The 24368-nt window shown below is 73.8% G+C and carries 25 protein-coding genes; 8 read left to right on the top strand and 17 right to left on the bottom strand.

Features of this window, described 5'->3' with window-relative positions:
- Nucleotides 1-185: 185 nt before the first annotated feature.
- From pepN to CP980_RS24815, 5 genes are all read right to left on the bottom strand, one after another.
- Nucleotides 186-2687 carry an aminopeptidase N gene (pepN, locus tag CP980_RS24835; protein WP_150529116.1) on the bottom strand — a complete coding sequence of 834 codons (2502 nt, stop codon included), beginning with the start codon at nt 2685-2687 and terminating at the stop codon, nt 186-188.
- A gap of 58 nt (nt 2688-2745) precedes the next feature.
- Entirely contained in the window at nt 2746-3099 is a 354-nt protein-coding gene (locus CP980_RS24830; protein WP_099893293.1) for a chorismate mutase, read from the bottom strand.
- A gap of 69 nt (nt 3100-3168) precedes the next feature.
- Entirely contained in the window at nt 3169-4332 is a 1164-nt protein-coding gene (locus CP980_RS24825) for a sensor histidine kinase (RefSeq protein ID WP_150529115.1), read from the bottom strand.
- Nucleotides 4329-4985, bottom strand: coding sequence for a response regulator (locus tag CP980_RS24820; RefSeq protein WP_132760696.1), 657 nt, complete (start codon nt 4983-4985; stop codon nt 4329-4331). Before CP980_RS24820 ends, CP980_RS24825 begins: the two co-directional genes overlap by 4 nt.
- A gap of 205 nt (nt 4986-5190) precedes the next feature.
- Entirely contained in the window at nt 5191-5964 is a 774-nt protein-coding gene (locus tag CP980_RS24815) for a serine protease (RefSeq protein WP_099895767.1), read from the bottom strand.
- 131 nt (nt 5965-6095) lie between these two features.
- On the opposite strand from CP980_RS24815, the gene CP980_RS24810 reads away from it, so the two are divergent.
- Complete coding sequence (locus CP980_RS24810; protein ID WP_150529114.1) at nt 6096-6986, top strand: hypothetical protein; 891 nt, start codon at nt 6096-6098, stop codon at nt 6984-6986.
- Nucleotides 6987-7679: 693 nt separating this feature from the next.
- Here CP980_RS24810 and CP980_RS24805 read toward each other — a convergent pair.
- Nucleotides 7680-8588, bottom strand: a complete 909-nt coding sequence (locus CP980_RS24805; protein ID WP_150529113.1) for an SDR family oxidoreductase — start codon at nt 8586-8588, stop codon at nt 7680-7682.
- A 1-nt stretch (nt 8589) separates the two neighbouring features.
- Complete coding sequence (locus CP980_RS24800) at nt 8590-9354, bottom strand: SDR family oxidoreductase (RefSeq protein WP_150529112.1); 765 nt, start codon at nt 9352-9354, stop codon at nt 8590-8592.
- A gap of 56 nt (nt 9355-9410) precedes the next feature.
- Here CP980_RS24800 and CP980_RS24795 point away from each other — a divergent pair, with 56 nt between their 5' ends.
- From CP980_RS24795 to CP980_RS24775, 5 genes are read left to right on the top strand one after another with little or no spacing between them, the layout of a single operon-like run.
- Nucleotides 9411-10184: an enoyl-CoA hydratase family protein gene (locus CP980_RS24795; RefSeq protein WP_150529111.1), complete on the top strand. Its 774-nt coding sequence runs from the start codon at nt 9411-9413 to the stop codon at nt 10182-10184.
- Nucleotides 10181-11032: a CoA transferase subunit A gene (locus tag CP980_RS24790; RefSeq protein ID WP_099893277.1), complete on the top strand. Its 852-nt coding sequence runs from the start codon at nt 10181-10183 to the stop codon at nt 11030-11032. The genes CP980_RS24795 and CP980_RS24790 overlap by 4 nt, the downstream gene beginning before the upstream one ends.
- Nucleotides 11029-11769, top strand: a complete 741-nt coding sequence (locus tag CP980_RS24785) for a CoA-transferase subunit beta (RefSeq protein ID WP_132760702.1) — start codon at nt 11029-11031, stop codon at nt 11767-11769. The genes CP980_RS24790 and CP980_RS24785 overlap by 4 nt, the downstream gene beginning before the upstream one ends.
- A gap of 4 nt (nt 11770-11773) precedes the next feature.
- Nucleotides 11774-12859, top strand: a complete 1086-nt coding sequence (locus CP980_RS24780; protein ID WP_268257470.1) for an NAD(P)H-dependent flavin oxidoreductase — start codon at nt 11774-11776, stop codon at nt 12857-12859.
- Between the two features lie 29 nt (nt 12860-12888).
- Nucleotides 12889-13827 carry a tyrosine-protein phosphatase gene (locus CP980_RS24775; RefSeq protein ID WP_150529110.1) on the top strand — a complete coding sequence of 313 codons (939 nt, stop codon included), beginning with the start codon at nt 12889-12891 and terminating at the stop codon, nt 13825-13827.
- A gap of 85 nt (nt 13828-13912) precedes the next feature.
- On the opposite strand, the gene CP980_RS24770 is transcribed toward CP980_RS24775, so the two are convergent.
- The 5 genes from CP980_RS24770 to CP980_RS24750 all read right to left on the bottom strand — a co-directional run bounded on the left by CP980_RS24770 (nt 13913) and on the right by CP980_RS24750 (nt 18769).
- Nucleotides 13913-15604, bottom strand: a complete 1692-nt coding sequence (locus CP980_RS24770; RefSeq protein ID WP_150529109.1) for a DEAD/DEAH box helicase — start codon at nt 15602-15604, stop codon at nt 13913-13915.
- A gap of 102 nt (nt 15605-15706) precedes the next feature.
- On the bottom strand, nt 15707-15910 hold the full coding sequence (locus CP980_RS24765) for a cold-shock protein (protein WP_008743912.1): 204 nt from the start codon (nt 15908-15910) through the stop codon (nt 15707-15709).
- A 214-nt stretch (nt 15911-16124) separates the two neighbouring features.
- Complete coding sequence (locus CP980_RS24760; RefSeq protein WP_132760705.1) at nt 16125-17282, bottom strand: acetyl-CoA C-acetyltransferase; 1158 nt, start codon at nt 17280-17282, stop codon at nt 16125-16127.
- Between the two features lie 20 nt (nt 17283-17302).
- On the bottom strand, nt 17303-17890 hold the full coding sequence (locus CP980_RS24755) for a TetR/AcrR family transcriptional regulator (protein ID WP_150529108.1): 588 nt from the start codon (nt 17888-17890) through the stop codon (nt 17303-17305).
- A gap of 87 nt (nt 17891-17977) precedes the next feature.
- Nucleotides 17978-18769 (bottom strand): SDR family oxidoreductase, encoded by a 792-nt coding sequence (locus CP980_RS24750; RefSeq protein WP_132760747.1) that lies wholly within the window; start codon nt 18767-18769, stop codon nt 17978-17980.
- Between the two features lie 79 nt (nt 18770-18848).
- On the opposite strand from CP980_RS24750, the gene CP980_RS24745 reads away from it, so the two are divergent.
- On the top strand, nt 18849-19994 hold the full coding sequence (locus CP980_RS24745; RefSeq protein WP_132760707.1) for an acyl-CoA dehydrogenase family protein: 1146 nt from the start codon (nt 18849-18851) through the stop codon (nt 19992-19994).
- Nucleotides 19994-21025 (top strand): acyl-CoA dehydrogenase family protein, encoded by a 1032-nt coding sequence (locus CP980_RS24740; protein ID WP_150529107.1) that lies wholly within the window; start codon nt 19994-19996, stop codon nt 21023-21025. The genes CP980_RS24745 and CP980_RS24740 overlap by 1 nt, the downstream gene beginning before the upstream one ends.
- Nucleotides 21026-21038: 13 nt before the next feature.
- Here the strand turns inward: CP980_RS24740 and CP980_RS24735 are convergent, their stop codons facing one another.
- The 5 genes from CP980_RS24735 to CP980_RS24715 form a co-directional block, all read right to left on the bottom strand.
- Entirely contained in the window at nt 21039-21773 is a 735-nt protein-coding gene (locus tag CP980_RS24735; protein WP_132760709.1) for a class I SAM-dependent methyltransferase, read from the bottom strand.
- 50 nt (nt 21774-21823) lie between these two features.
- Nucleotides 21824-22216 (bottom strand): ADP-ribosylation/crystallin J1, encoded by a 393-nt coding sequence (locus CP980_RS24730; protein ID WP_189999063.1) that lies wholly within the window; start codon nt 22214-22216, stop codon nt 21824-21826.
- A gap of 49 nt (nt 22217-22265) precedes the next feature.
- The gene (locus tag CP980_RS24725) at nt 22266-22592 is read right to left on the bottom strand and encodes a hypothetical protein (protein ID WP_132760710.1); all 327 of its coding nucleotides are present in this window, start codon (nt 22590-22592) and stop codon (nt 22266-22268) included.
- Nucleotides 22593-22686: 94 nt separating this feature from the next.
- Entirely contained in the window at nt 22687-23616 is a 930-nt protein-coding gene (locus tag CP980_RS24720; protein WP_229907340.1) for an alpha/beta hydrolase, read from the bottom strand.
- Nucleotides 23613-24338, bottom strand: coding sequence for a glucose 1-dehydrogenase (locus tag CP980_RS24715; RefSeq protein WP_150529106.1), 726 nt, complete (start codon nt 24336-24338; stop codon nt 23613-23615). The genes CP980_RS24720 and CP980_RS24715 overlap by 4 nt, the downstream gene beginning before the upstream one ends.
- Nucleotides 24339-24368 lie beyond the last annotated feature (30 nt).

Raw genomic sequence — 24368 nt, 5'->3', positions numbered from 1 at the left:
TGGCCCGACCTGTACAACGATCAGACCCGAATGGGGTAACCGCCGGGGTTTGCCCGCTTGTTGTTTTTCGTGCGACGGGCGGTGGCGGCCGGTGGCGGCCCGCTGCCGCCGGGAACGCGGCCGGCCGCCCGCCCGGCCGGTGGGGGCGGGGCGGGCGGCCGGGAGGGGCCTGCGCGGGGAGCGCGTCAGGCGGAGCGCACGCGCAGGGCCCGGGCCAGGTCGTCGAGCTGGTCGACCAGCTTGCGGCGCAGGGCTGGGACGAGCGCGGGGTCGTCGAGGGCGGCGCGCCCGGCCCGGAGGTTGTCCTCGTCGACGGCGTGGCCGGGGAAGGCGTAGCGGCCGGCGGCTTCGGCGATCGCGGGGCCGCGGCGGGCGCCGAGGGCGATGGCCTCGGTGTAGAAGCGCGGTACGTACTCCCGTACGAGCTCGGCCTGTTCGGGCTGCCAGAAGCCCTGGGCGGTGGCGCTGAAGAGGTAGTTGGAGAGGGAGTCGTCGCGGAAGAGGCGTTCCCAGGCGGCGGCCTTCGCCTCGGCGGCCGGGAGCGCGGCGCGGCAGCGGGCGGCGCCTTCCCGGCCGGTGGCGCTGGGGTCGGCGGCGAGCGCCGCGTCGATCTCGCGCTCCCCGACGGCCCCGAGGACGGACAGCCGGGCGAGGATGCGCCAGCGCAGCTCGGGGTCGAGTTCGGGGCCGCCGGGCACGGTGTCGTCCTCCAGCCAGGCGGCGAGGGTGTCGGGCTGGGTGGCGGCGTCGATGAGGGCGCGTACGGCGGACAGGCGCAGCCCGGGGTCGGAGCCGTCCTCGGTGCGCCGCAGCAGGGCGCGGGCGATGGAGGTGAGGGTGGCGAGCGCCTCGGTGCGGTCTTCGGGGGCGAGGTAGTGGTCGGCGATGTGGTGGCGGGTGAAGCCGAGCACGCTCTGGACGATGGCGAGGTCGGCTTCGGCGGGCAGGTGCGCGCCGGCGGTGGCCAGGTAGGCGGCGGGTTCGAGTTCGCCGTCGCGGACCATGTCGCGCAGGGAGTTCCAGACCACGGCCCGGGTGAGGGGGCCGGGGAGGGCGGACAGGTCGCGCAGGGCGGTGTCGATGGAGCTCCGGTCGAGGCGGATCTTGGCGTAGCCGAAGTCGCCGTCGTTGAGGAGGAGCAGGGCGGGGCGGGGGCCGCTGAAGGAGAGGATCTCGTCGGAGGGGACGTCGACGGTGAGGAGTTCGCGGCACTCCAGGGTGTCGTCGGGTTCGCGGTCGTAGAGGCCGACGCCGATGTGGTGGGGGCGGGTGCCCCGGTGGTCGACGGTGAGGGTCCAGCCGCCGTGGCTCTCCTCGATGCGGGGGGTGAGGGTGTCGATGCCGGTGGTGCGCAGCCAGATCTCGGCCCAGGCGTGGACGTCGCGGTCGGTGTGGGCGGCGAGGGATTCGACGAGGTCGGCGAGGGAGGCGTTGGCGAACTTGTGGCGGGTGAAGTGGGTGTTGATGCCGGCGAGGAAGTCCTTCTCGCCGAGCCAGGCGACGAGTTGGCGCAGGGCGGAGGCGCCCTTGGCGTAGGAGATGCCGTCGAAGTTGAGGAGGGCGCTGGCGGTGTCGGGGACGGCGTCGGGGTCGGGGGCGACGGGGTGGGTGGAGGGCCGCTGGTCGGCGTCGTAGCCCCAGGGCTTGCGGTCCATGGCGAATTCGGTCCAGGTGCCGGTGAAGCGGGTGGCCTCGGTGACGGTCTGGTAGCCCATGTACTCGGCGAAGGACTCGTTGAGCCAGATGTCGTCCCACCAGCGCAGGGTGACGAGGTCGCCGAACCACATGTGGGCCATCTCGTGGGAGATGGTCATGGCGCGGCGCTGGCGCTGGGTGTCGGTGACGGCGGAGCGGAAGACGTATTCGTCGCGGAAGGTGACCAGGCCCGGGTTCTCCATGGCGCCGGCGTTGAACTCGGGGACGAAGGCCTGGTCGTAGGAGTCGAAGGGGTAGGGCTCGGAGAACTTCTCGTGGTAGCGGTCGTAGCAGGCGGTGGTGACGGAGAGGATCTCCTCGGCGTCGGCGTCGAGGTGGGGGGCGAGGGAGCGCCGGCAGTGGATGCCGAAGGGCAGTCCGGCGTGTTCGGTGCGGACGCTGTGCCAGGGGCCCGCGGCGACGGCGGCGAGGTAGGTGGAGATGACGGGGGTGGGGGCGGACTTCCAGATGCCGGCGCCGTCGCCTTCGCGGTCGCCGACGCGTTCGGTGATGCCGTTGGCGAGGACGGTCCAGTGGGCGGGGGCGGTGACGGTGAACTCGAAGACGGCCTTGAGGTCGGGCTGGTCGAAGGCCGGGAAGACGCGCTGGATGTCGTCCATGAACATCTGCGTGTAGACGTACGTCTCGCCGTCCGCGGGGTCGGTGAAGCGGTGCAGGCCCTCGCCGGTGCGGGAGTAGCGCATGCGGGTGGCGAGGCGCAGCTCGTGGGGGCCTTCGCCGAGGCCGGTGAGGGCGAGGCGGTTGTCGGCGAGGTCGGCGGGATCGAGGGGGCTGCCGTCGAGTTCGGCGGAGTGCAGTTCGTCCGGTTTCAGCTCTACGAAGGTGTCCGCGGCGGTGCGGGCGGTGAACCGGATGACGGTCGTGGACTCGAAGGTGTCTTCGCCGCCGGTGAGGTCGAGGGTGACGGCGTAGTGCTGGACGTCGATGAGCTGGGCTCGGAGCTGCGCTTCGTTGCGCGTCAGTGCGGACATGGGGCCCATGCTGCCCGAAGGGCGGGCCCCGGTCGCGGCCTCCGCGTCCGCTCTCGGCCTAGTCCTCGCCGGCGGCGATCGTCTCGTGGTGGCGGATGACCTCGGCGATGATGAAGTTGAGGAGCTTCTCGGCGAACGCGGGGTCGAGTTTGGCGTTCTCGGCGAGCTGGCGCAGGCGGGCGATCTGGTTGGCCTCGCGGGTCGGGTCGGCCGGGGGCAGCTGGTGCTTGGCCTTGAGGTGGCCGACCTGCTGGGTGCACTTGAAGCGCTCGGCGAGCATGTGGACCACGGCCGCGTCGATGTTGTCGATGCTGTCGCGCAGCCGCGCCAGCTCGGCGGCGACGGACTCGTCGACGGCGCCGGGGGTGGCGGCTGCTGCGGTGGCGGCTTCGTCGGGGGCGCTGTTGTTCATGGTTCCCGAGAATACGTGGCGGGCGCGTGTGGTTCATCGGCGAGCCGGTCCGTGAGACGGGGGCACCGTTCAGAGCGGCAGGACGGCCGTGACCAGCCAGCCTCCCTCCGGGGCGGGGCCGGCGGCGAGGGAGCCGCCGAGGGCCTCGGCGCGCTCGGCCATGCCGACGAGGCCGTACCCGCCGCCGCGGGCGGTCTCGGAGAGGCGGGCCGGGCGGCCCCCGTCGTCGGCGACGCGGATCTCCAGTCCGGCGGGGACGGTCCTGAGGCCGACGCGGACGGCGGTGGCGGTCGCGGCGTGCTTGGCCGTGTTGGTGAGGGCTTCGAGGACGATGCGGTGGGCGGTGGCGGCGACGTCGCCGGGCAGCCGCTGCGCCAGCCCCTCTTCGACGTACAGGGCGACGGGCGGCCCGGTGGCGGAGAACCGCTCGGTGAGCGTGCGGATGTCGGCGAGGCCGGCGACGGGGGCGGTGCCGGGGCGGCCTCCCGCGGAGGGCTGGTCCCCGCTCTCGCGCAGGACCTTGACGAGGCGGCGCATGGAGCCGAGGGCCTCGTCCCCGGCGGTCTCGATGCGGCCGAAGATCTCGGCGGCCCGTTCGGCCGTGACGTGCGTGAAGCGGGCGGCGCGGGCCTCCACCACGATGCCGGTGACGTGGTGGGCCACGAGGTCGTGCAGCTCCCGGGCCAGCTCCAGGCGCTCCGCCGTGCGTACGGCGTGCAGCTCGCGCACCCGCTGGCCGGACTGCAGGCGCAGCAGGAGCGAGTAGGCGCCGACGACGACGGCCAGGACGGAGAACAGGAGCGTGAACCGGCCGGGGTCGGTGTCGCGGACGGGTACGGCCATGCAGCCGAGGCCGAGGAGGGGGCCGAGGACGGCGGCGGTGCGGACCGGGGCGCGCAGCAGTACCTGGGAGAGCAGGACGAGCAGGGCGATGGCCTCGCCGCCGCCCCAGACGACCAGGGGGTGGTTGCCGAAGATCAGCAGGAGGGTGACGGTCCAGGTCACGGCGGCGGCGAACCAGGCGCGGGTGAGGAGGGGGATGCGCGGCCAGGGGGCGGCGCTGAGGCAGACGAGGATGCCGGAGATCCACACGGCGGCGTGGGGGAGGCTGGGCTGGCGGGCGAGGACGACGCCCTCGAAGGTGACGAGGGCGAGCAGGACGAGGGAGAGGGTGAGCCGGATCCCGTCGGCGGTGTGCGGATGGCGCCGGGCCCAGGAGGCGAGCGGGCTCACGTCGGGGGCGCGGCCAGGCCGGACTCCCAGGCCCAGGCGGCGATCTCCACGCGGTTGCGGGCGTCGAGTTTGGTCTGGACGTTGGCCAGGTGGGTTTTGACGGTGGACAGGGAGACGAACAGCTCTCCGGCGATCTCGGCGTTCGTCCGGCCGCGCGCCACGCACCGTACGACGTCCTGTTCCCGCTCGGTCAGGGGCTCGGTGGGGCGGCGGGTGCTTTGGGCGGCGGAGGCCCGGGGGGCCATTTCGCGCAGCAGCCGTACGGTGATGGCGGGCGAGACGAGGGAATCGCCGACGGCCGCCGCGCGGACCGCCTCAACCAGCATCGCGGGGCTGGCGTCTTTGAGGAGGAACCCCGATGCTCCTCCGTGGAGCGCGGCGTGGACGTACTCGTCGAGGTCGAAGGTGGTGACGATCACGATGCGCGGACCGTCCCGGTCGGCGAGGCGCCGGGTGACTTCGAGCCCGTCCAGCTTCGGCATGCGGATGTCGAGGAGGAGGACGTCCGGCCGGTGTGCGGCGACGGCCGCGAGCGCGGCCTCGCCGTCGGGGGCGTCGGCGACGACCTCGATGTCCGGCTGGCTTTCGAGGATCATCCGGAATCCGGTCCTGACCATCTCCTGGTCGTCGGCGATGACCACTCTGATCGCCATGCGCTGCCTGCCCCACTGTCGCCCGCTGTCCGTGCCCTCCCATGGGACCGGCGGGCGGGCCGGCCCGCAACCGGGCGGGGCCGGGCCGGCGGGGTGTCGGCCGCGGGCCACTGCGGCCGACCTTACGGACGTACGGGGCCCGGGGCCTCGTCCTTCCGGCTCCGGTGTGCTCGGCCGGAAGGACGAAGCGCGGGGGTCGGAGGGGTCAGAGGGTCGCGGCCGCGTTCTGGATGGCCGTGGCGAAGGTCGAGACCTCGGTGTAGACGCCGGGGAAGTTGGGCCGGGCGCAGCCCTCGCCCCAGCTGACGATGCCGACCTGGATCCAGGCGTTGTTGTTGTCGCGGCGGAACATGGGGCCGCCGGAGTCGCCCTGGCAGGTGTCCACGCCGCCCTGGGGCAGTCCGGCGCAGATCTCCTCGCCGGGGACGAGGTCGCTGCCGTAGGAGCTCTGACAGCTGGCGTCGGAGACGAAGGGGACGGTGGCCTTCATCAGGTACCGCTGCTGGCCGCCGCCCTCGCGGGTGGCGCCCCAGCCGGCGACGGTGAAGGTGCCGTTGTCGAAGGCCTTGGTGTCGGCGATCTTGAGGGTGGGCAGGTTGATCGGCTTGGCGAGCTTGATGAGGGCCCAGTCCTTGCCCTTGCCGTTGTAGCCGGGGGCCTGGAGGACCTTGGTGGACTTGACCTTGATGGCGCTGGAGCTGTTGAGGTCGACGACTCCGGCGGTGGCGGTGATGGAGGTGTTGTTGCCGGAGCCGTTCACGCAGTGGGCGGCGGTGAGGACGATCTGCTGGGTGTAGAGGGCTCCGCCGCAGCCCATGGAGAGGCGGACCATGAACGGGAACTCGCCCTGGGCGGCGCGGGTGCCGCCGACGACGGGTGCCTGGGAGGCGTTGGCCGCGCCGGGCTGGAGGCTGACGGCGGCGAGCGCCACCGCGCCGACGGCGAGGGTGCGCCTGAGGAGTGCGGCAAGGGTGGACATGGTCGACACACTGCCTTTCGTGGGGGGTTGGGCCGTGCGCGTCATCGGGTGAATGACACGTACATGTCACACCCGCCTCTGACCGGACATCAAGAACGCGTTTTCGGACAACGTGCGGTCCGGGGGGCGCCATGACGTGGAACGGCCGGCGCGCCAGCCCCGTCGAGCACGGATTTCCGCATCTCGACACCGTCCGCGCGGCGATCACCGCCCTCTTCCGGCGGCTCTCCTACGAGGGGATCCGCACCTACGACACGAGCTTCTCCCCCGCCGACGCCGCCTTCGGCGCCGACGAGGACCTCCACCTCGGCGCGCACCGCGTGGCCTCCGCGATCGTGCGCGCGCTGCGGCTGCCCGACGCCCGGATGGTGGTCTGCTTCGGGGCGATGGAGCAGGCGGCCACCGTCGAACTGACCGCCGGGCCCGAGTACTTCATCGAGGTCAACGACCGCTTCCGCACCCACCGCCGCGATCTGGCCGCCGCCCTCGCCCACGAGGTCACGCACGTCCTGCTGCACCGGCTGGACCTGCGCTTCCCCCTCACCGCCGACAACGAGATCCTCACCGACACCGCCGCCGCCTACCTCGGGGCCGGCTGGCTGCTCCTCGACGCCTACCGCCAGGACGAGCTCACCCACCAGAAGCTCGGCTACCTCACCCCCGAGGAGTTCGGCTACGTCCTGGCCCGGCGCGGCCTGCTGCTCGGCGAGGACCCGTCCCCCTGGTTCACCAGCCCGCAGGCGTACGAGGCGTACGTGCGCGGCCGCGCGCTCGCCCAGCGGGAGCTGCGCCGGGCCCCGCTGGCGGCCGCCGACCGGGCGGAGCGGCGGCGCTACACCCGGGACCGGCGGGCGGGCACCGCCGCGCCGGGGGCCCCGTACCGCTTCGAACGGGATCCGGCGGGGGACGCGCGGGTGAGCTTCCCGTGCCCGGTGTGCGGGCAGCGGCTGCGGCTGCCGGTGCGCGGGCCGGTGCGCGCCCGGTGCGGGCTGTGCCGCACGGTGCTGGACTGCGACACCTGAGCGGGCGCCGGCCGGACGCGGGCGCGGCGCGAGCGCGGCGTCGACGGGGCGCAAGTATCCGGGCCGAGAAGGGACAAGTTGTGGGGCTGAGAGCGGTTCAAAGCGCGACCGGCATGGGTAGTCCTATCCCATCGCACGAGTGACGGTACGGCCCCGACCCCCCCGCCAGGGGGCCGGGGCCGTTCCTGCGTCATGACCCACCGACCGGTCCCGGTCGCCGGGCACCGTCAGGTCCTCGGCGCAGCCGGCCGACTAGGCACCGCTCGCCTGCATGCGGTGCAGGCGGACGGCGAAGTGGGCGGCCGCCGCGGCCGCCACGACGTTCAGGACGTCTCCGGCCACGCCCGGCGTCACCGCGTCCAGGTAGGCGTCGAGGTCGGCCGCCGAGCGGTAGCGCAGCGCGGCGTACTGCTGGAGCAGGACCGGCTCAGGTGCTCCTGGGAGGCGAACGCGAAGCCCTCGTCCATGTCCGCCCCCGCACGGGCGCTGATGCCGACGTACGCGGCGAAGACTTAGCCGGCCGCGACCGCGGCCAGCGCGGCGCACACGGTCGTGAGCAGGACGTCCCTGCGGCCGGCCGCCCGGCCGGGGAGAGGCGGGCCCGTCCAGGCAAAACCGCAGGTCGCCGCCCGCGGCCGCGCTGTGGAGCGCGGCCGCGGGCGGCGGACGAGTACGGGCTGTCCGCGCGGCCGGCTACTGCGCCCCGTAGACCGGGTGCGGGGGTTCGCATTCCGCGAGGAGTTTCGTCGCCGCCTCGCCCGCCTCCGTCGGGGTCCAGCGGGCTCCGCGGTCCGCCGTCGGGCCCGGGCGCCAGCCCTCCATCACCGTGATCCGGCCGCCCTCCGCCTCGAAGACCCTGCCCGTGACCCCCGCCGAGGCGTCCGAACCCAGCCACACCACCAGCGGCGAGACGTTCTCCGGGGCCATCGCGTCGAAGGCGCCCGCCCCCGGCTCCGTCATCGTCTCCGCGAACGTCCGCTCCGTCATCCGGGTCCGCGCCGCCGGGGCGATCGCGTTGACCTGGACCCCGTACCGGCCCATCTCCGCCGCCGCGACCAGCGTCATGCCGAGGATGCCGGCCTTGGCGGCGCTGTAGTTGCCCTGCCCGACCGAGCCCAGCAGCCCCGCCCCCGAGGAGGTGTTGACCACCCGCGCGGCCACCGCGCGGCCCGCCTTCGCCTGCGCCCGCCAGTGCGCCGCCGCGTACTTCAGCGGCAGGAAGTGCCCCTTGAGGTGCACCCGCATCACCGCGTCCCAGTCCGCCTCCTCCAGGTTCACCAGCATCCGGTCCCGCAGGAACCCGGCGTTGTTGACCAGCGTGTCCAGCCGGCCGAACGCCGTCAGCGCCGCCCCGACCAGGGAGGACGCTCCCTCCGGGGAGGCGATGTCCTCGCCGTGGGCCACCGCCTGGCCGCCCAGCGCCCGGATCTCGGCGACCACCCGCCCGGCCGGGCTGTCCTCCCCCGGCTGCCCGTCGAGGCCCACCCCGAGGTCGTTGACGACGACCTTGGCCCCCTCCGCCGCGAAGGCCAGCGCGTGGGCCCGGCCCAGCCCCCGACCGGCGCCCGTCACGATGACCACACGACCCTCGGCAAGTCCCATCTCAACTCTCCTTGTTGACCGTTGCCGCATCCAGAAACGCAGGGCGCTCCCCGCCGCCGTGCAGGAGCAGGCTCGCCCCGCTCACATACCCCGCCCGGCCCGAGGCAAGAAACACCGCCGCCGCCCCGACGTCCGAGGGATCGGCAAGTCTGCCCAGCGGAACCGTCGCCGCGACGGCGTCGATCCCCGCCTCGTCCCCGTAGTGGAGATGGGCCAGTTCGGTCCGCACCATGCCCAGGACCAGCGAGTTCACCCGTACCTCGGGCGCCCACTCCACGGCCATGGACCGGGCCAGGTTCTCCAGTCCCGCCTTCGCCGCCCCGTACGCGGCCGTCCCGGGCGATGGCCGGGTCCCGCTGACGCTGCCGATCATCACCACCGAGCCCCGGCTGTCGCGCAGGCGCGGGTACGCGGCCAGCGAGGCCGTCATCGGCGCGAGCAGGTTCAGCTCGACGACCCGCGCGTGCCGCTCGGCCTCGCCCTCCCCCAGCAGCCGGTACGGGGTCCCCCCGGCGTTGTTGACCAGGCAGTCGAGCCGCCCGTACCGGTGCTCCACCGCCCCGAAGAACTCCTCGACGGCGGCCGGATCGCGCAGGTCCAGGGCGGTGAACGAGGCCGTACGGCCGTCCGCGGCGACCGGCTCCCGCGGCGGGCGGCGGGCGCAGACGACGACTTCGGCGCCCGCCCGCAGGAACGACCGGGCGATCCCGGCGCCGACGCCGCGGGTTCCGCCGGTGACGACGACGACCCTCCCGTCGAGCTCCATAGGCTGCTACCTTCCCCACCTAACAAATGTTTGGTGGAAAGGTAGCTGATCCTCCCATGGGTGTCTCCACCTCAAGCCCCGGCAAGGGCATCGCACTCGTCACGGTCGACTTCCCACCCGTCAACGCCCTTCCCGTACAGGGCTGGTACGAGCTCGCCGACGCCCTGCGCGCCGCCGGCCGCGACCCCGCCACCCGCTGCGTCGTACTGGCCGCCGAGGGCCGCGGCTTCAACGCCGGCGTGGACATCAAGGAGATGCAGCGCGACACCGGCCACGGGGCCCTCATCGGCGCGAACCGCGGCTGCTACGAGGCCTTCGCCGCCGTGTACGAGTGCGAGGTGCCCGTCGTCGCGGCCGTCCACGGGTTCTGCCTGGGCGGCGGCATCGGACTCGTCGGCAACGCCGACGCGATCGTGGCCAGCGAGGACGCGAGCTTCGGACTCCCCGAGCTCGACCGGGGCGCCCTCGGCGCCGCCACCCACCTGGCCCGGCTCGTCCCGCAGCACCTGATGCGCGCCCTCTACTACACCTCCCGCACCGCGAGCGCCGCCGAACTGCACGCGCACGGCTCGGTGTGGAAGGTGGTGCCGCGCGCGGAGCTGCGGGACGCGGCGCTGGAACTGGCCGCCGAGATCGCGCGGAAGGACGGCTACCTGATCCGGCTGGCCAAGGCGGCCATCAACGGCATCGACCCCGTCGACGTGCGGCGCAGCTACCGCTTCGAGCAGGGGTTCACCTTCGAGGCGAACCTCAGCGGGGTCGCCGACCGGGTCCGCGACACCTTCGGAGGGCCGGCGGCGCCGGCGTCCGCGGGGAAGGAGCACTCATGACCGACAAGACGATGACCCCCGAAGAGGTGGTCGGGCGACTGCGCAGCGGGATGACGCTGGGCATCGGCGGCTGGGGTTCGCGGCGCAAGCCCATGGCCCTGGTGCGGGCACTGCTCCGCAGCGAGATCACCGATCTCACCGTGGTCTCGTACGGCGGCCCCGACGTCGGCGTGCTCGCGGCCGCCGGCCGGATCCGCCGCCTCGTCGCCCCCTTCGCCACCCTCGACTCGATCCCGCTGGAGCCGCACTTCCGGGCCGCCCGCGAGAGCGGCGCCCTCACCCTCACCGAGTACGACGAGGCCATGTTCATGTGGGGCCTGCACGCGGCCGCGAACCGGCTGCCCTTCCTCCCCGTCCGGGCCGGCCTCGGCTCCGACGTCATGCGGGTCAATCCGGAGCTGCGCACCGTCACCTCCCCCTACGCCGACGGCGAGGAGTTCGTCGCCGTCCCCGCCCTGCGCATGGACGCCGCCCTCGTCCACCTCAACCGCGCCGACCGCCTCGGCAACGCCCAGTACCTGGGCCCGGACCCGTACTTCGACGACCTGTTCTGCGAGGCCGCGGACGCCGCGTACGTCTCCTGCGAGCAGCTCGTGGAGACCGCCGAACTCGCCAAGGCCGGCCCCCCGCAGTCCCTGCTGGTCAGCCGGCACTCCGTCACGGGCGTCGTCGAGACCCCGAACGGAGCGCACTTCACCTCCTGCGTCCCCGACTACGGGCGCGACGAGGCCTTCCAGAAGCTGTACGCGGCCACCCCCTGGCCGGAGTTCCGCGCCCGCTTCCTCTCCGGCGGCAGCGAGCAGGCCTACCAGTCGGCCGTCCAGGCCTGGCACGAGGAGGAGCGTTGAGCAGCCCGACCACCACCGCCGGCCGCGCGGAGTACTGCGTGATCGCCTGCGCCGAGGCCTGGCGCGGAAACGGGGAGGTGCTGGCCAGTCCGATGGGGCTGATCCCGTCCTTCGGGGCCCGGCTGGCGAAGCGGACCTTCTCCCCCGACCTCCTGCTGACCGACGGCGAGGCGCTGCTCGTCGGTCTCGACGGGGAGACGGAGGGCTGGCTCCCGTACCGGCGCCACCTGGCGATGGTCACCGGCGGGCGGCGGCACGTGATGATGGGCGCGAGCCAGATCGACCGGTTCGGCAACCAGAACATCTCCTGCATCGGCGACTGGGCCCGGCCCACCCGCCAGCTCCTCGGAGTGCGCGGCGCGCCCGTCAACACGCTTAACAATCCGGTGAGTTACTGGATCCCTCGGCATTCGGCGCGGGTGTTCGTCGAGCGGGTCGACATGGTGAGCGGGGTGGGCCACGACCGGGCGGCGGCGGCCGGGGTGACCCGCTTCCACCGGCTCCCGCGCGTGGTCAGCGATCTCGGCGTCTTCGACTTCGAGGGCCCGGACCACTCGATGCGGCTGGCCTCCCTGCACCCGGGCGTCACCGTGGAACAGGTCCGGGCGGCCACCGGGTTCGAGCTGGCGCTCCCCGCCGAGGTCCCGTACACGCGGGAGCCGACCGCCGAGGAGCTGCGGCTGATCCGCGAGGTGATCGACCCGAAGGGGCTGCGCGACCGGGAAGTGCGGGCCTGAGGCGATGACGACGGCGACGCCGCTGAGGACGGCGTTCACGGAACTGGTCGGGGTGGCGCACCCGATCGTGCAGACGGGCATGGGCTGGGTGGCCGGCCCCCGGCTGGTGTCGGCGGCCGCGGGCGCGGGCGCCCTCGGCATCCTGGCCTCGGCGACGATGACGGTGGAGGAGCTGCGCGCGGCGGTCCGCGAGGTCCGTTCCCGTACGGACGCCCCGTTCGGGGTGAACCTGCGCGCGGACGCGGGGGACGCGGCCGAGCGGGTCCGGCTGATCATCGACGAGGGCGTACGGGTGGCCTCGTTCGCGCTCGCCCCGTCGAAGGAGCTCATCGCCCGGCTCAAGGACGCGGGCGTGGTGGTGATCCCCTCGGTCGGGGCCCGCCGGCACGCCGAGAAGGTCGCGGCCTGGGGCGCGGACGCGGTCATCGTGCAGGGCGGCGAGGGCGGCGGGCACACCGGGGACGTGGCCACGACCGTGCTGCTGCCGCAGGTGGTCGACGCCGTGGACATCCCGGTGGTGGCGGCGGGTGGCTTCCACGACGGGCGCGGGCTGGTCGCCGCCCTGTCGTACGGGGCCGCGGGCATCGCCATGGGCACCCGTTTCCTGCTGACCTCGGACTCCACCGTCCCCGACGCGGTCAAGGCCCGGTACCTGGCGGCGGGGGTCAAGGACGTCACGGTCACGACGGCCGTGGACGGACTCCCGCACCGGATGCTCCGTACCGAGCTCGTGGCGTCCCTGGAGCGGGCGGGCCGGACCAGGGCGCTGGCCCGGGCGGTCCGGCACGCGGCCGCGTTCCGCGGGCTGTCGGGCCTGTCCTGGGCGCAGATCGTGCGCGACGGCCTCGCGATGAAACACGGCAGGGACCTGTCCTGGAGCCAGGTCCTGCTCGCCGCGAACACCCCCATGCTCCTCAAGGCGTCCATGGTCGAGGGCCGTACGGACCTCGGCGTCATGGCATCGGGCCAGGTCGCGGGGGTGATCGAGGATCTCCCGTCCTGTGCGGAGCTCGTCGCCCGCGTCATGGCCGAGGCCCACGGTGTGCTCGCACACCTGCGGTCGCTCGACTCCCTGCCACCACCAGGGTGACCCTCCTCCTCCGTTGCAGGAGCAGCCAGATGAGCCGTGCCCGGATCCGCCTGGCGATCGCGGTGTTCGCGTCCGCCCTCGCCATCGGGACCCTGCCCGCCGCCGCGCACGCCGCGCCGAGGGGGCACAGCACCACCGCAAGCACCCCCGCCGGCCGGTACCACCCGCAGGCGGAAACGATGCGCCAGATCCCCCTCCAGGGCGCGGTCAACGTCCGCGACCTGGGCGGCTACCCCACCTGGAGCGGCGGCCGGGTCCGCCAGGGGCTGGTCTACCGCTCCGACGCGCTCGCCAAGCTGACCCCGGCGGACGTCACCACCCTCTCCGGTCTCGGCCTGGGGAAGGTCGTCGACTTCCGCATCCCCATGGAGCTCCAGTACGACGGCGCCGACCGGCTGCCCGCCGGGCTCACCGCCACCTCCCGGCCCGTCAGCGACCTCGGCCTGTACGCCACCCTCCTCGGCGCGATATCCAGCGGCGACCCCGCCACGCAGGAGCAGATGCTCGGCGGCGGCCGCGCCGAGGCCTACATGCGCGACATCTACCGCACCTTCGTGACCGGCCCCGAGAACCGGGCGCAGTTCGCGACGACGCTGCGGGAGATCGCGGACGGCAAGCAGGGCCCGCTGCTGTACCACTGCACCTCGGGCAAGGACCGTACCGGCTGGATGAGTTACGTCCTGCTGCGCGCGCTGGCCGTCCCCGAGTCCACCGCCACGAGCGACTACCTCGCGTCGAACACCTTCCGCGCCGCGTACGACGCCCAGCTGCGGGCGGGCCTGAAGCAGTCCGGGCGGATGCAGAACCCGGACCTGCTGATCCCGCTCCAGGAGGTCCGCCAGGACTACCTGGACGCGGCGACCGCGCAGATGGACGCGGACTACGGCGGCTTCTACGGCTACCTCACGGACGGCCTCGGCCTGGACCTGCGCACCCTCGCGAAGCTCCAGGACAAGCTGGTGCGCTGAACCGTCCCGCACGGCGGACGGCACAGCACGACGCCGGGCGGCACCCACAGGTGCCGCCCGGCGTCATCGCGTTCACGGAGACGGGTCAGACCGCCCGGCGCCGCCCCTGGCCCCCGGTGCCGACGCGGCTGCGCGAGGAGGCCGCGGCCGCACCGCCGCCGGAGCCGGAGCCGGCTCCCGCGGCGCGCCGGGCCTGGCCGCCGTTGCCCGCACCGGCGGAGCCGCCCTGGCCGCGCCGGGTCTGCTGCGACCCGGCCGACGCGCCCGCGCCGCCCTGGCCGGAGCCCGGGGCGCCGGACCGGCGGCCCCGGCCGCCGGCCGCCGGAGCGGCGCCCGTGGCGGAGCCGGTACGGGCGCCGCCCGACCGGCGGCGGGAGCCGGAGCCACCACCCGAGCCGCCGCGCGCCTTGGCGGGGGCCGGCTGCTGCGGCACCTCCAGCACGACGGGGATACCCGAGGGCTCCTTGGCGCCGGTGAGCCGGGACAGCTCCTCGTCGGAGGACTTGATCTGCGCGGTGCGCGGCGAGATGCCGGCGTCCGACATCAGGCGGGACATGTCCCGCTTCTGGTCGGGCAGCACCAGGGTGACCACGCTGCCGGACTCGCCGGCGCGCGCGGTACGGCCGCCGCGGTGCAGGTAGTCCTTGTGGTCGGTCGGCGGGTCGATGTTGACGACCAGGTCGAGGTCGTCGATGTGGATGCCGCGCGCGGCCACGTTGGTGGCGATCAGTGCGGTGACCTCACCGGTCTTGAACCAGTCCAGGGTCCGGTTGCGCTGCGGCTGCGAGCGGCCGCCGTGCAGGCCGGAGGCGCGGACGCCGTCCGCCTGGAGCTTCTTGACCAGGCGGTCGACACCGCGCTTGGTGTCCACGAACATGATCACCCGGCCGTCGCGAGCGGCTATGCGCGTGGCGACGGCCTTCTTGTCGGTCTCGTCCATGACGTACAGGACGTGGTGCTCCATCGTGCTGACCGCGCCGGCGGACGGGTCGACGGAGAAGGCGACCGGGTCGGTCAGGAACATCTTGACGAGCTTGTCGATGTTCTTGTCGAGCGTCGCCGAGAACAGCATGGTCTGCCCGTCGGGCCGGACCTGCTTGAGCAGGGCGGTGACCTGCGGCATGAAGCCCATGTCGGTCATCTGGTCGGCCTCGTCGAGGACCGTGATCGCGACCTGCGAGAGGTCGGCGTCACCGCGGTCGATGAGGTCCTTGAGACGGCCCGGGGTGGCGACGAGCACCTCGGCGCCGCGGCGCAGGGCGCCGGACTGCCGGTTGATCGACATGCCGCCGACGACGGTCGTCGTGCGCAGGTTGACGGCCGTGGCGTACGGGGCCAGCGCGTCGGTGACCTGCTGCGCCAGCTCGCGCGTCGGTACGAGGACCAGCGCGAGCGGCTGCTTGGGCTGCGCGCGGCGGCCGGCGGTGCGGGCCAGCAGCGCCAGCCCGAAGGCCAGCGTCTTGCCGGAGCCGGTGCGGCCGCGGCCGAGCAGGTCACGGCCGGCGAGCGAGTTCGGCAGCGTCGCGGCCTGGATCGGGAACGGCTCGGTGACGCCCTGGGCGGCGAGGGTCTTCAGCAGCGCCTCGGGCATGCCCATGTCCTCGAACGCGGCGACCGGCTCCAGGGCCGGGGCCAGCGGTTCGGGCATGGTGAATTCTTGGGGCCGGGCGACGGGGGCGGACTTCTGCCGTCCCGCGCCAGCCTTCGGACGTCCCTGGGCCGCACCTCGGCCCCGGGTGGGGCGGCGGCTGGGTCGTGCGGAGCTGGAGCTGGTCATGCGAGAAAGCCCTCCTGAAACCGGCAAGGTCATGCAAAGGTCGAGACAGCAGACAAGCCGGGGCCCGCACCTCGCGGTGCGGACCCCGGCAAGCTGAAGAAATTAGGCGGGGAGGATGTTCTCCGCCTGGGGGCCCTTCTGGCCCTGGGTCACGTCGAACGAGACGCGCTGACCCTCGGTGAGCTCACGGAAGCCCTGGGTGGCGATGTTCGAGTAGTGGGCGAAGACGTCCGGGCCGCCACCGTCCTGCTCGATGAAGCCGAAGCCCTTTTCCGAGTTGAACCACTTCACGGTGCCAAGTGCCATTTTAAATCTCCTGAATAGGCGGCAAAGGGCCCCATCCGGAGATTCCGGCAAAACAATAAAAGCGCCTGAGGAACATTCCCGTCAGGCGCACATAAAGTTCATGGGTACCACAACTGCAACGCTCTCCAAGCTAGCACACCTCGGCGTCGGCACCCAGCCCCGCCTGCGCTTGGCGGGGAAAGATCCGGGGGCGAAGCCCCCGGTCGGCTTCCCGTCACAGCCTCTCGATGATGGTGACGTTGGCCTGGCCGCCGCCCTCGCACATGGTCTGGAGGCCGAACCGGCCGCCCGTCCGCTCCAGTTCGTGGAGCAGCGTGGTCATGAGTTTCACCCCTGTGGCACCCAGCGGATGGCCCAGCGCGATGGCCCCGCCGTTGACGTTCACCCGTTCGGGGTCGGCGCCCGTTTCCTTCAGCCAGGCCAGGACGACGGGCGCGAAGGCCTCGTTGATTTCCACCAGGTCGATGTCGTCCAGCGACATGCCGGTCTTCTTCAGCGCGTACGCCGTCGCCGGGATCGGGGCCGACAGCATCCGGATCGGGTCCTCCCCCCGTACGGACAGGTGGTGGACGCGGGCCCGCGGCCGCAGGCCGTGTTCCGCCACCGCCCGCTCGGAGGCGATCAGCATCGCCGCCGCGCCGTCGGAGACCTGCGAGGAGACGGCCGCGGTGATCGTGCCGCCCTCGACCACGGGCTTCAGGCCCGCCATCTTCTCCAGGGTGGTGTCCCGGCGCGGGCCCTCGTCGACGCGGACGTCCCCGTACGCCACCGTCTCGCGGGCGAAACGTCCCTCGTCGATGGCCCGGACGGCCCTCCGGTGGGAGCGGAGCGCGAACTCCTCCATGTCGCGGCGCGAGATCCCCCATTTCCGCGCGATCAGCTGCGCGCCGTGGAACTGGTTCACCGGCGCGTCCCCGTACCGGGCCCGCCAGCCCTCGCTGCCCGCGTACGGGCCCTGCGTGAAACCGAGGGGCTCGGCCGCCTGCCGTGAGGCGAAGGCGATCGGGATCATCGACATGTTCTGGGTGCCGCCCGCCACGACCAGGTCCTGGGTCCCGGAGAGCACGCCCTGGGCCGCGAAGTGGACGGCCTGCTGCGAGGAGCCGCACTGACGGTCGACGGTGACGCCCGGGACCTCCTGCGGCAGCCCCGCCGCCAGCCAGGCCGTCCGGGCGATGTCCCCGGCCTGCGGGCCCACCGTGTCCAGGCAGCCGAAGACCACGTCCTCGACGGCGGCCGGGTCCACCCCGGACCGCTCCACCAGCGCCTTCAGTACGTGCGCGCCCAGGTCGGCCGGGTGGACGCCCGACAGGCCCCCTCCGCGCCGGCCCACCGGGGTGCGTACGGCTTCGACGATGTAGGCCTCGGGCATGACGGGTGCTCCTTCGGGGGTCAGCTGCGTACGGCGATCCCGTCCAGCACCATCGACAGGTACTGGCGGGCGATCTCCTCGGGGCTGTGCTGTCCTCCCGGCCGGTACCAGGACGCCGCCACCCACACCGTGTCGCGGACGAAGCGGTAGGTGAGGCGGATGTCGAGGTCGGCCCGGAAGACCTTGGCGGCGACCCCGCGCTCCAACGTCCCCAGCCAGGCCTTCTCGAACTTCTGCTGCGAGTTGGAGAGGTAGTGGAAGCGGGGCTGCGCGGACAGGTGCCGGGATTCCTTCTGGTAGATCGCGACGGCGGCGCGGTGCCGGTCGATCTCCCGGAAGGACTCGGTGACGAGGGCCTCGATGGTCTCCCGGGGGCCGAGGCCGGCGGCGAGGACGGTGTCGTAGCCCTGCCAGAGCTCGGTCAGGAAGGCCGAGAGGATCTCGTCGAGCATCGATTCCTTGGAATCGAAGTGGTAGTAGAGGCTGCCGGCGAGCATGCCGGCGGCGTCGGCGATCTTGCGGACGGTGGTGGCGTTGTAGCCCTGCGCGGCGAACACCTCGGCGGCGGTGTCGAGGAGCTCGCGGCGGCGCTCGGGCGAGGCGCTCACCTGGGGCTTCTTGGCGGGCGGCTGGGCTGTCGGCTTGGCTGTCGGCCGGGCTGTCGGCTTGTTCGTTGGCACGGGCCCATTCTGGGCCTACGGATGCTGGCTGCTGACGGAGACGGTCTCGCCGGTCATGTACGACGAGTAGCCGCTGGCCAGGAAGACGATGACGTTGGCGACCTCCCAGGGCTCGGCGTACCGGCCGAAGGCCTCGCGGGCCGTCAGCTCGGTCAGCAGTTCCTGACTGGTGACCTTCACCAGGTGCGGGTGCATGGCCAGGCTCGGGGCGACCGCGTTGACCCGTACGCCGAACCCGGCCGCCTCCAGCGCGGCGCAGCGGGTCAGGGCCATCACCCCGGCCTTCGCGGCGGCGTAGTGGGCCTGGCCCCTCTGGGCGCGCCAGCCGACGACGGAGGCGTTGTTGACGACGACCCCGCGCCGGCCGGAGGCCTTGAAGGAGCGCAGGGCGGCGCGGGTGCAGCGGAAGGTGCCGTTCAGGGTGACGTCGAGGACCTTGCCCCACTGTTCGTCGGTCATGTCGACGAGGTCGGCGGTGCCGCCGAGGCCGGCGTTGTTGACGACGAGGTCCAGGCCGCCGTGGGTCTGCTCGGCGTGCGCGAACAGGGCCCCGACCTGGTCCTCGTCGGTGACGTCGCAGGGCAGGGAGGTCACGCGGCCGGCGCCGAACTCGGCGGCGAGGGCCTGTTCGGTCTCCTTCAGGCGGCGGGCGTGCGCGTCGCCGATGACGATGCGGGCGCCCTCCTCCAGGAAGCGGCGGGCGGTGGCCCCGCCGATCCCGGCCCCGGCGGCGGCGGTGATGACGGCCGTGCGGCCTCGGAGCAGCCCGTGACCCGGCACGTAGTCGGGGGCCTTGGGGGTGTTCATGCTCATGACCGTACGTTAACCTACCAAACACTTGTTAGGGAAGTGTCGAGCGGGCCCGTACGACGGAGGCGGACAGCTGATGGACCTGACCCACGCACCGGAGGTGGCGGACTTCCGGGCCGAGGCCCGCGCCTGGCTCGCCGCGCACGTCCCGGACACCCCCCTCCCCTCCCTGGAGACCGCGGAGGGCTTCGCCGCGCACCGCGCCTGGGAGGCCCGGCTGCACGCGGACCGCTGGTCGGCGGTGTCCTGGCCCGCCGCGTACGGGGGCCGGGGCGTGGACATCGAGCGGTGGCTGGTCTTCGAGGAGGAGTACTGGGCGGCGGGCGCGCCCGGCCGGGTCTCGCAGAACGGCATCAGCCTCCTCGCGCCGACCCTCTTCGACCACGGGAGCGCCGAGCAGCGGGCGCGGGTGCTGCCCCCCATGGCGAGCGGCGAGGTGATCTGGGCGCAGGCCTGGTCGGAGCCGGAGTCGGGCTCCGACCTGGCCTCGCTGAAGTCGCGGGCGGTGCGCACCGGGGGCGGCTGGCTGCTGTCGGGGCAGAAGACCTGGTCCTCGCGGGCGGCGTTCGCGGACCGGGCCTTCGGCATCTTCCGCAGCGACCCGGGGGCCGCGAAACCGCACCAGGGGCTGACGTACCTGATGTTCGACCTGCGGGCGCCGGGGGTGACGGTGCGGCCCATCGGCCGGCTGGACGGGAAGCCCGCCTTCGCGGAGCTCTTCCTCGACGAGGTCTTCGTACCGGACGAGGACGTGATCGGGGAGCCGGGGCAGGGCTGGCGGATCGCCATGTCGACGACGGGCAACGAGCGCGGGCTCACGCTGCGCTCGCCGGGGCGCTTCCTGGCGGCGGCGCAGCGCCTGCGCGCGCTGTGGCGGGCCGGGGCGGATCCGGCGGACACGGCCCTGCGGGACCGGGTGGCCGACGCGGTGGTCGGGGCGCGCGCGTACGAGCTGTTCACCTGGGCGGCGGCCTCGCGGTTCGCGGCGGGTGAGCGGATCGGCGCCGAGTCCAGCCTGAACAAGGTGTTCTGGTCGGAGTACGACATCGCCCTGCACGAGACGGCGCTGGACCTGCTGGGCCCGGACGCGGAGCTGGCGCGGGGCCCCTGGGCGGAGCCCTGGATCTTCTCGCTGGCCGGGCCGATCTACGCGGGCACCAACGAGATCCAGCGCGACATCATCGCCGAGCGGCTGCTCGGCCTCCCGAAGGGCCGCCGCTGATGCGCTTCCTGCCGACCGGCGAACAGTCGGAGTTCGCCCGTACGCTGCACGGCCTCCTCGGCGCCTCGCAGGTCCCGGCGGCCGTACGGGCCTGGGGCGCGGGGGACCACGGACCCGGGCGGGCGCTGTGGTCGAGGCTCGCGGGGACGGGCCTGTTCGCCCTCGCGGCGGACGAGGCCCACGGCGACGTGGGAGGGCTGGGGCCGCTGCCGGTGGAGCTGGCGCTCGGCTTCGTGGAGCTGGGGCGGGCGGGGGTGCCGGGGCCGGTGGTGGAGACGGCGGCGGCGGCCGTGCTGCTGTCGGAGCTGGCGCGGCCCGGGGAGGAGGGGCACGAGGGGTACGGCGGGGGCGAGGGGTACGACGGGCCGGCGAAACGATTCCTGCCGGGGCTGGTGGGCGGCGAGGCCCTGGCCACGCTGACCCTGCCGGGCGGAGGTCCGTACGCACTGGACGCGGACGCGGCGACGTACCGCTTCACGGTCTCGGCGGCGGGCGAACTCCGGCTGGCGCCCGGCCCGGGCGAGCCGCTGGAATCCACGGACCCGGCGCGCAGGCTGTCGCGGCCCGCGGCGGACGGGGAGCTGCTGGCCGCCGGCCCCCGGGTCCTGGCGGCGGCCCGGACGGCCCTGGTCTGGGCGCGGCTGCTGACGGCGGCCCAGTGCCTGGGGGTGGGCGAGGCCCTGCTGGCGAGCACGGTGGCGTACGTGAAGCAGCGCACGCAGTTCGGCACGCCGATCGGGAGCTTCCAGGCGGTCAAGCACCGGCTGGCGGACACCCTGCTGGCCCTGGAGTTCGCGCGGCCGCTGGTGTGGGCGGCGGCGCTGGGCCTGGCGCCGTGGGAGGTCGCGGCGGCGAAGCTGGCGGCGGGCGGGGCGGCGTACGGGGCGGCCATGACGGCGCTCCAGCTCCACGGCGCCGTCGGCTACACGGAGGAACTCGACCTCTCCCTGTGGCTGCGCAAGGCGCGGCCGCTGCGCGACGCGTGGGGCTCGCCGTCGGAGTGCCGGGCGGCCGTGCTCCACGAGCGGTAGGGAGGGCAGCGGCTCATACGAGGGCCACGGCGAGGGTGACCACGTAGCGCTCCTCGACCGTCCCGTCGGGGAACAGCGCGGTCAGCCGGGCCCGTTCGGCGTCGAGGAACTCCCGCGTGCCGGCCGGGCCGAGCATCAGGAAGGCGGAGTGGCTCGCGTGGTTGGCGAGGTGGACGTCGAGCGGGATCCGCCGCGACCAGCGGATCTCGCGCACGGTGAGGTCCAGCTCCGCGGGCAGGGCCCGGTAGGTGAGCCCGCCGGCGTCGAACAGGTCCCGGATCCGCTCGTCCTGCTCGGCGATCCAGGGGACGGCGGGGTCCATGTCGTTCCACCAGAGCGCGAGCGCCCCGCCGGGCCGCAGCACGCGGCGGGCCTCGGGGACGGAGCGGGCGGGGTCGGTCCAGTGCCAGGCCTGGGCGTACGTCAGGAAGTCGAACCCGGCGGTGACGAGCGGCAGCCGGTCCCCGTCCCCGCGCACGAGTGGGATCCCGGGGTTCGAGCGCCGGAACTCGGCGGCCATTCCGTCGCCGGGCTCGACGGCGAGGACCTCCGCCCCGCGGGCGCGCAGCAGCCCGGTGGCGATCCCGGTCCCGGCCCCCACGTCGGCCACCCTGGCCCCGCGCAGCCCGCGCCCGGCGAGCTCCTCGACGGCGTCGAACAACTCCCCGGGATATCCGGGCCGGTTCGCGGAGTACAGCGCGGCGGCGGCGTCGAAGGACCGGGCGCGGGTGGGCGGCGTGGAGGTCATACCGCCATTGTTTTCGCTCACGGCTCCCCGGACCAGGCTTTGATCTCGGCTCAGCGGAACTCGTGGACGACCTCGATCCGGCCCACGATGTGCGCGTTGAACTCGTCCAGCTCCTGCGCCGGCACCCACAGCTCCAGGATCGTCTCCCCGCCCACCTGGCGGACCGGGTAGCGGGCCAGGAACGCGGTGTCGACCTCGAAGCGCGTCACGAAGCCGGCGCCGCTGTGCTTGACGTTCCAGTCGCGGGCGATGCGGATCGCGTAGTCCTCGTTCAGGACGGGGTAGAAGATCGGCTGGTCCGGCAGTCGCGGCGGCCAGGCCCGCCGATCGAGGGCGCGGACGAGGTCGAGCTCCACGGGGCCCGTCGGACGCCACAGCGTGGTGGTGTTCGCGTTCGCGCTCACGTCGGTACTGGTGTCGGTGTTCGGGGTCGTCGTGGACATGAGGCCCGACCCTAGATGTGGCAGCACCCTGCCGACCAGCGGGTTTCGCTCAGGCCGGGCGGCGGCCGGGGCGCCGCAGGGAGTAGCGGACGAGGATCAGCAGCTGGACGGCGAGCAGGATCGCGGTGCCCGTCCCGGCCGTCGGGAGGGCCTCGGGCGAGGCCCAGGCCCTGCTGCCCAGTTCGGCGACGCCCACCGCGACCAGCGCGACGAGGAAGCGGGGTACGAACTCGGCGTCGGTGCCGTGCAGGACGCCCGAGCCGACGACGAAGACGGCCAGCAGCACCGGGATCCACGGGGCGCCCGGCTCGCGCAGCAGCAGCGCGGCGCCGAACTCCACCGCCAGGACGAGCAGGTTGCGGAGCAACATCGACATGAGCACATCATGCCCGCCGCACTCAGGCGACCGGCACCCCCGCCGCCCGCCGCGGCCCGGCGCCGACCCGATCAGCGGCCCGCCGGCGACCGGTTCATACGGGCGGCGCCGGCGGCAGCCGCAGCCAGGCCGCTGCGGCCGCGAGGGCCGCCCGGCCCGCCGGGAGCGGCAGGCCCAGGAAGCCGTGGAAGACCCCCGGGTACAGGTGCACCGCGCAGTCCACCCCCGCCGCGCCCAGCCGGCGCGCGTACGCCAGCCCCTCGTCCCGCAGCGGATCACAGTCCGCCAGCACCAGCAGCGTGCGCGGGAGCCCCGCGAGGTCGGGGGCGCGCAGGGGCGAGACGTGCGGGTGCGCGGGGTCGCCGCCGTACTGCTCCCAGTACCAGGCCATGTGGGCCGCGGTGTGGAAGTGGCCCTCGCCGTACGTGCGGGTGGACCGCGTCACCATGGCCGCGTCCAGCGGCGGGTACACCAGCAGCTGGCCCGCCACCAGTTCCGGCGCCCGCAGGGCGGTCACCGCCGCCAGGTTGCCGCCGCTGGAGTCTCCCGCCACCACCACCCGGCCCGGATCGCAGCCCAGCGCCGGCGCCCGCAACCGGGCCCACAGCAGTACGTTCAGCGCGTCGTCCGGCGCCGCCGGCCAGGGGTGTTCGGGGGCGAGGCGGTAGTCGGCGGAGACCACCACCGCGCCCGACCCGGCGGCCAGCGACCGGCACGTCGCGTCGTGCGTGGCGAGACCGCACATCACCCAGCCGCCGCCGTGGAAGAACACCACCAGCGGCCGGCCCGCCCCGCCCGGCGCGGGATCGTAGACCCGGACCGGGACCCCGGCGGCCTCACCGTCGCGGACCGAGGCCACCTCCGGCCCCGCCGACCGGCCGCCGGTCGCGGCCGCCCGCAGGGCCGCCACGTCCCCCGGGCCCGGGAAGGCCGCCGCCATCGCATCGCAGAGCGCCCGGGCCCCGGGGGACAGCGCGTCACCCGCCGCGCCCCCGGCCACCCCGCTCACCCGCCCCTCGCTCACCTCGCCGTCATCCCCCCGTCCACCGCGAACTCGGTCCCCGTCACGTACGAGGAGGCGTCCGAGCAGAGGAACAGCACCAGCTCCCCGACCTCCTCCGGCCGGCCCATCCGCCCGAGCGGCACGTGCGACCAGTCCCGTCCGGCGACCTCCGCCACCATCGGGGTGTCGATCGCCCCCGGATGCACCGAGTTGACCCGGACCCGGTCCCCCGCCAGGTCCAGCGCCGCCGACCGGGTCAGTCCGCGCAGCCCGAACTTGGTGGACCCGTACGCCGCGTGACCGGGGATGCCGACCAGTCCGGCCGCGGAGGAGACGTTCACGATCGACCCGCTCCCGGCCGCCCGCATCACCGGCGCCACCGCCTGGATGCCGAGGAACGGCCCCAGCAGGTTCACCCGCACCAAGAGCTCGAACTCCTCGGGCGGCTGCAGCTCCACGTGGGCCGTGCGCCACACCGCCGCGTTGTTGACCAGCGCCGAGACCGTGCCGAAAGCCCGTACGGCCTCCCGTACGACCTCGGCCCAGCCCTCCGCCCGGGCCACGTCGTGCCGTACGTACAGGCCCTGGTCCCCCAGCGAGGACGCCACCGCCCGGCCCTCCTCCTCCCGTACGTCCGTGACGACCACCCGCGCTCCGGCCTCCGCGCACAGCCGGGCCCCGGCCGCGCCCTGCCCGCGCGCGGCGCCCGTGATGACGACGACCTTCCCGTCCAGCGAGACCACCCGACACCCCTCCCCACGCTGTACTTCTAA

Origin of the sequence: Streptomyces vinaceus (genome assembly GCF_008704935.1) — a bacterium.
In the GTDB taxonomy this organism is placed as follows: Bacteria; Actinomycetota; Actinomycetes; order Streptomycetales; family Streptomycetaceae; genus Streptomyces; species Streptomyces vinaceus.
Note: the sequence above shows the minus strand (reverse complement) of the source record. Positions and strands in the feature narration are given on the sequence as shown.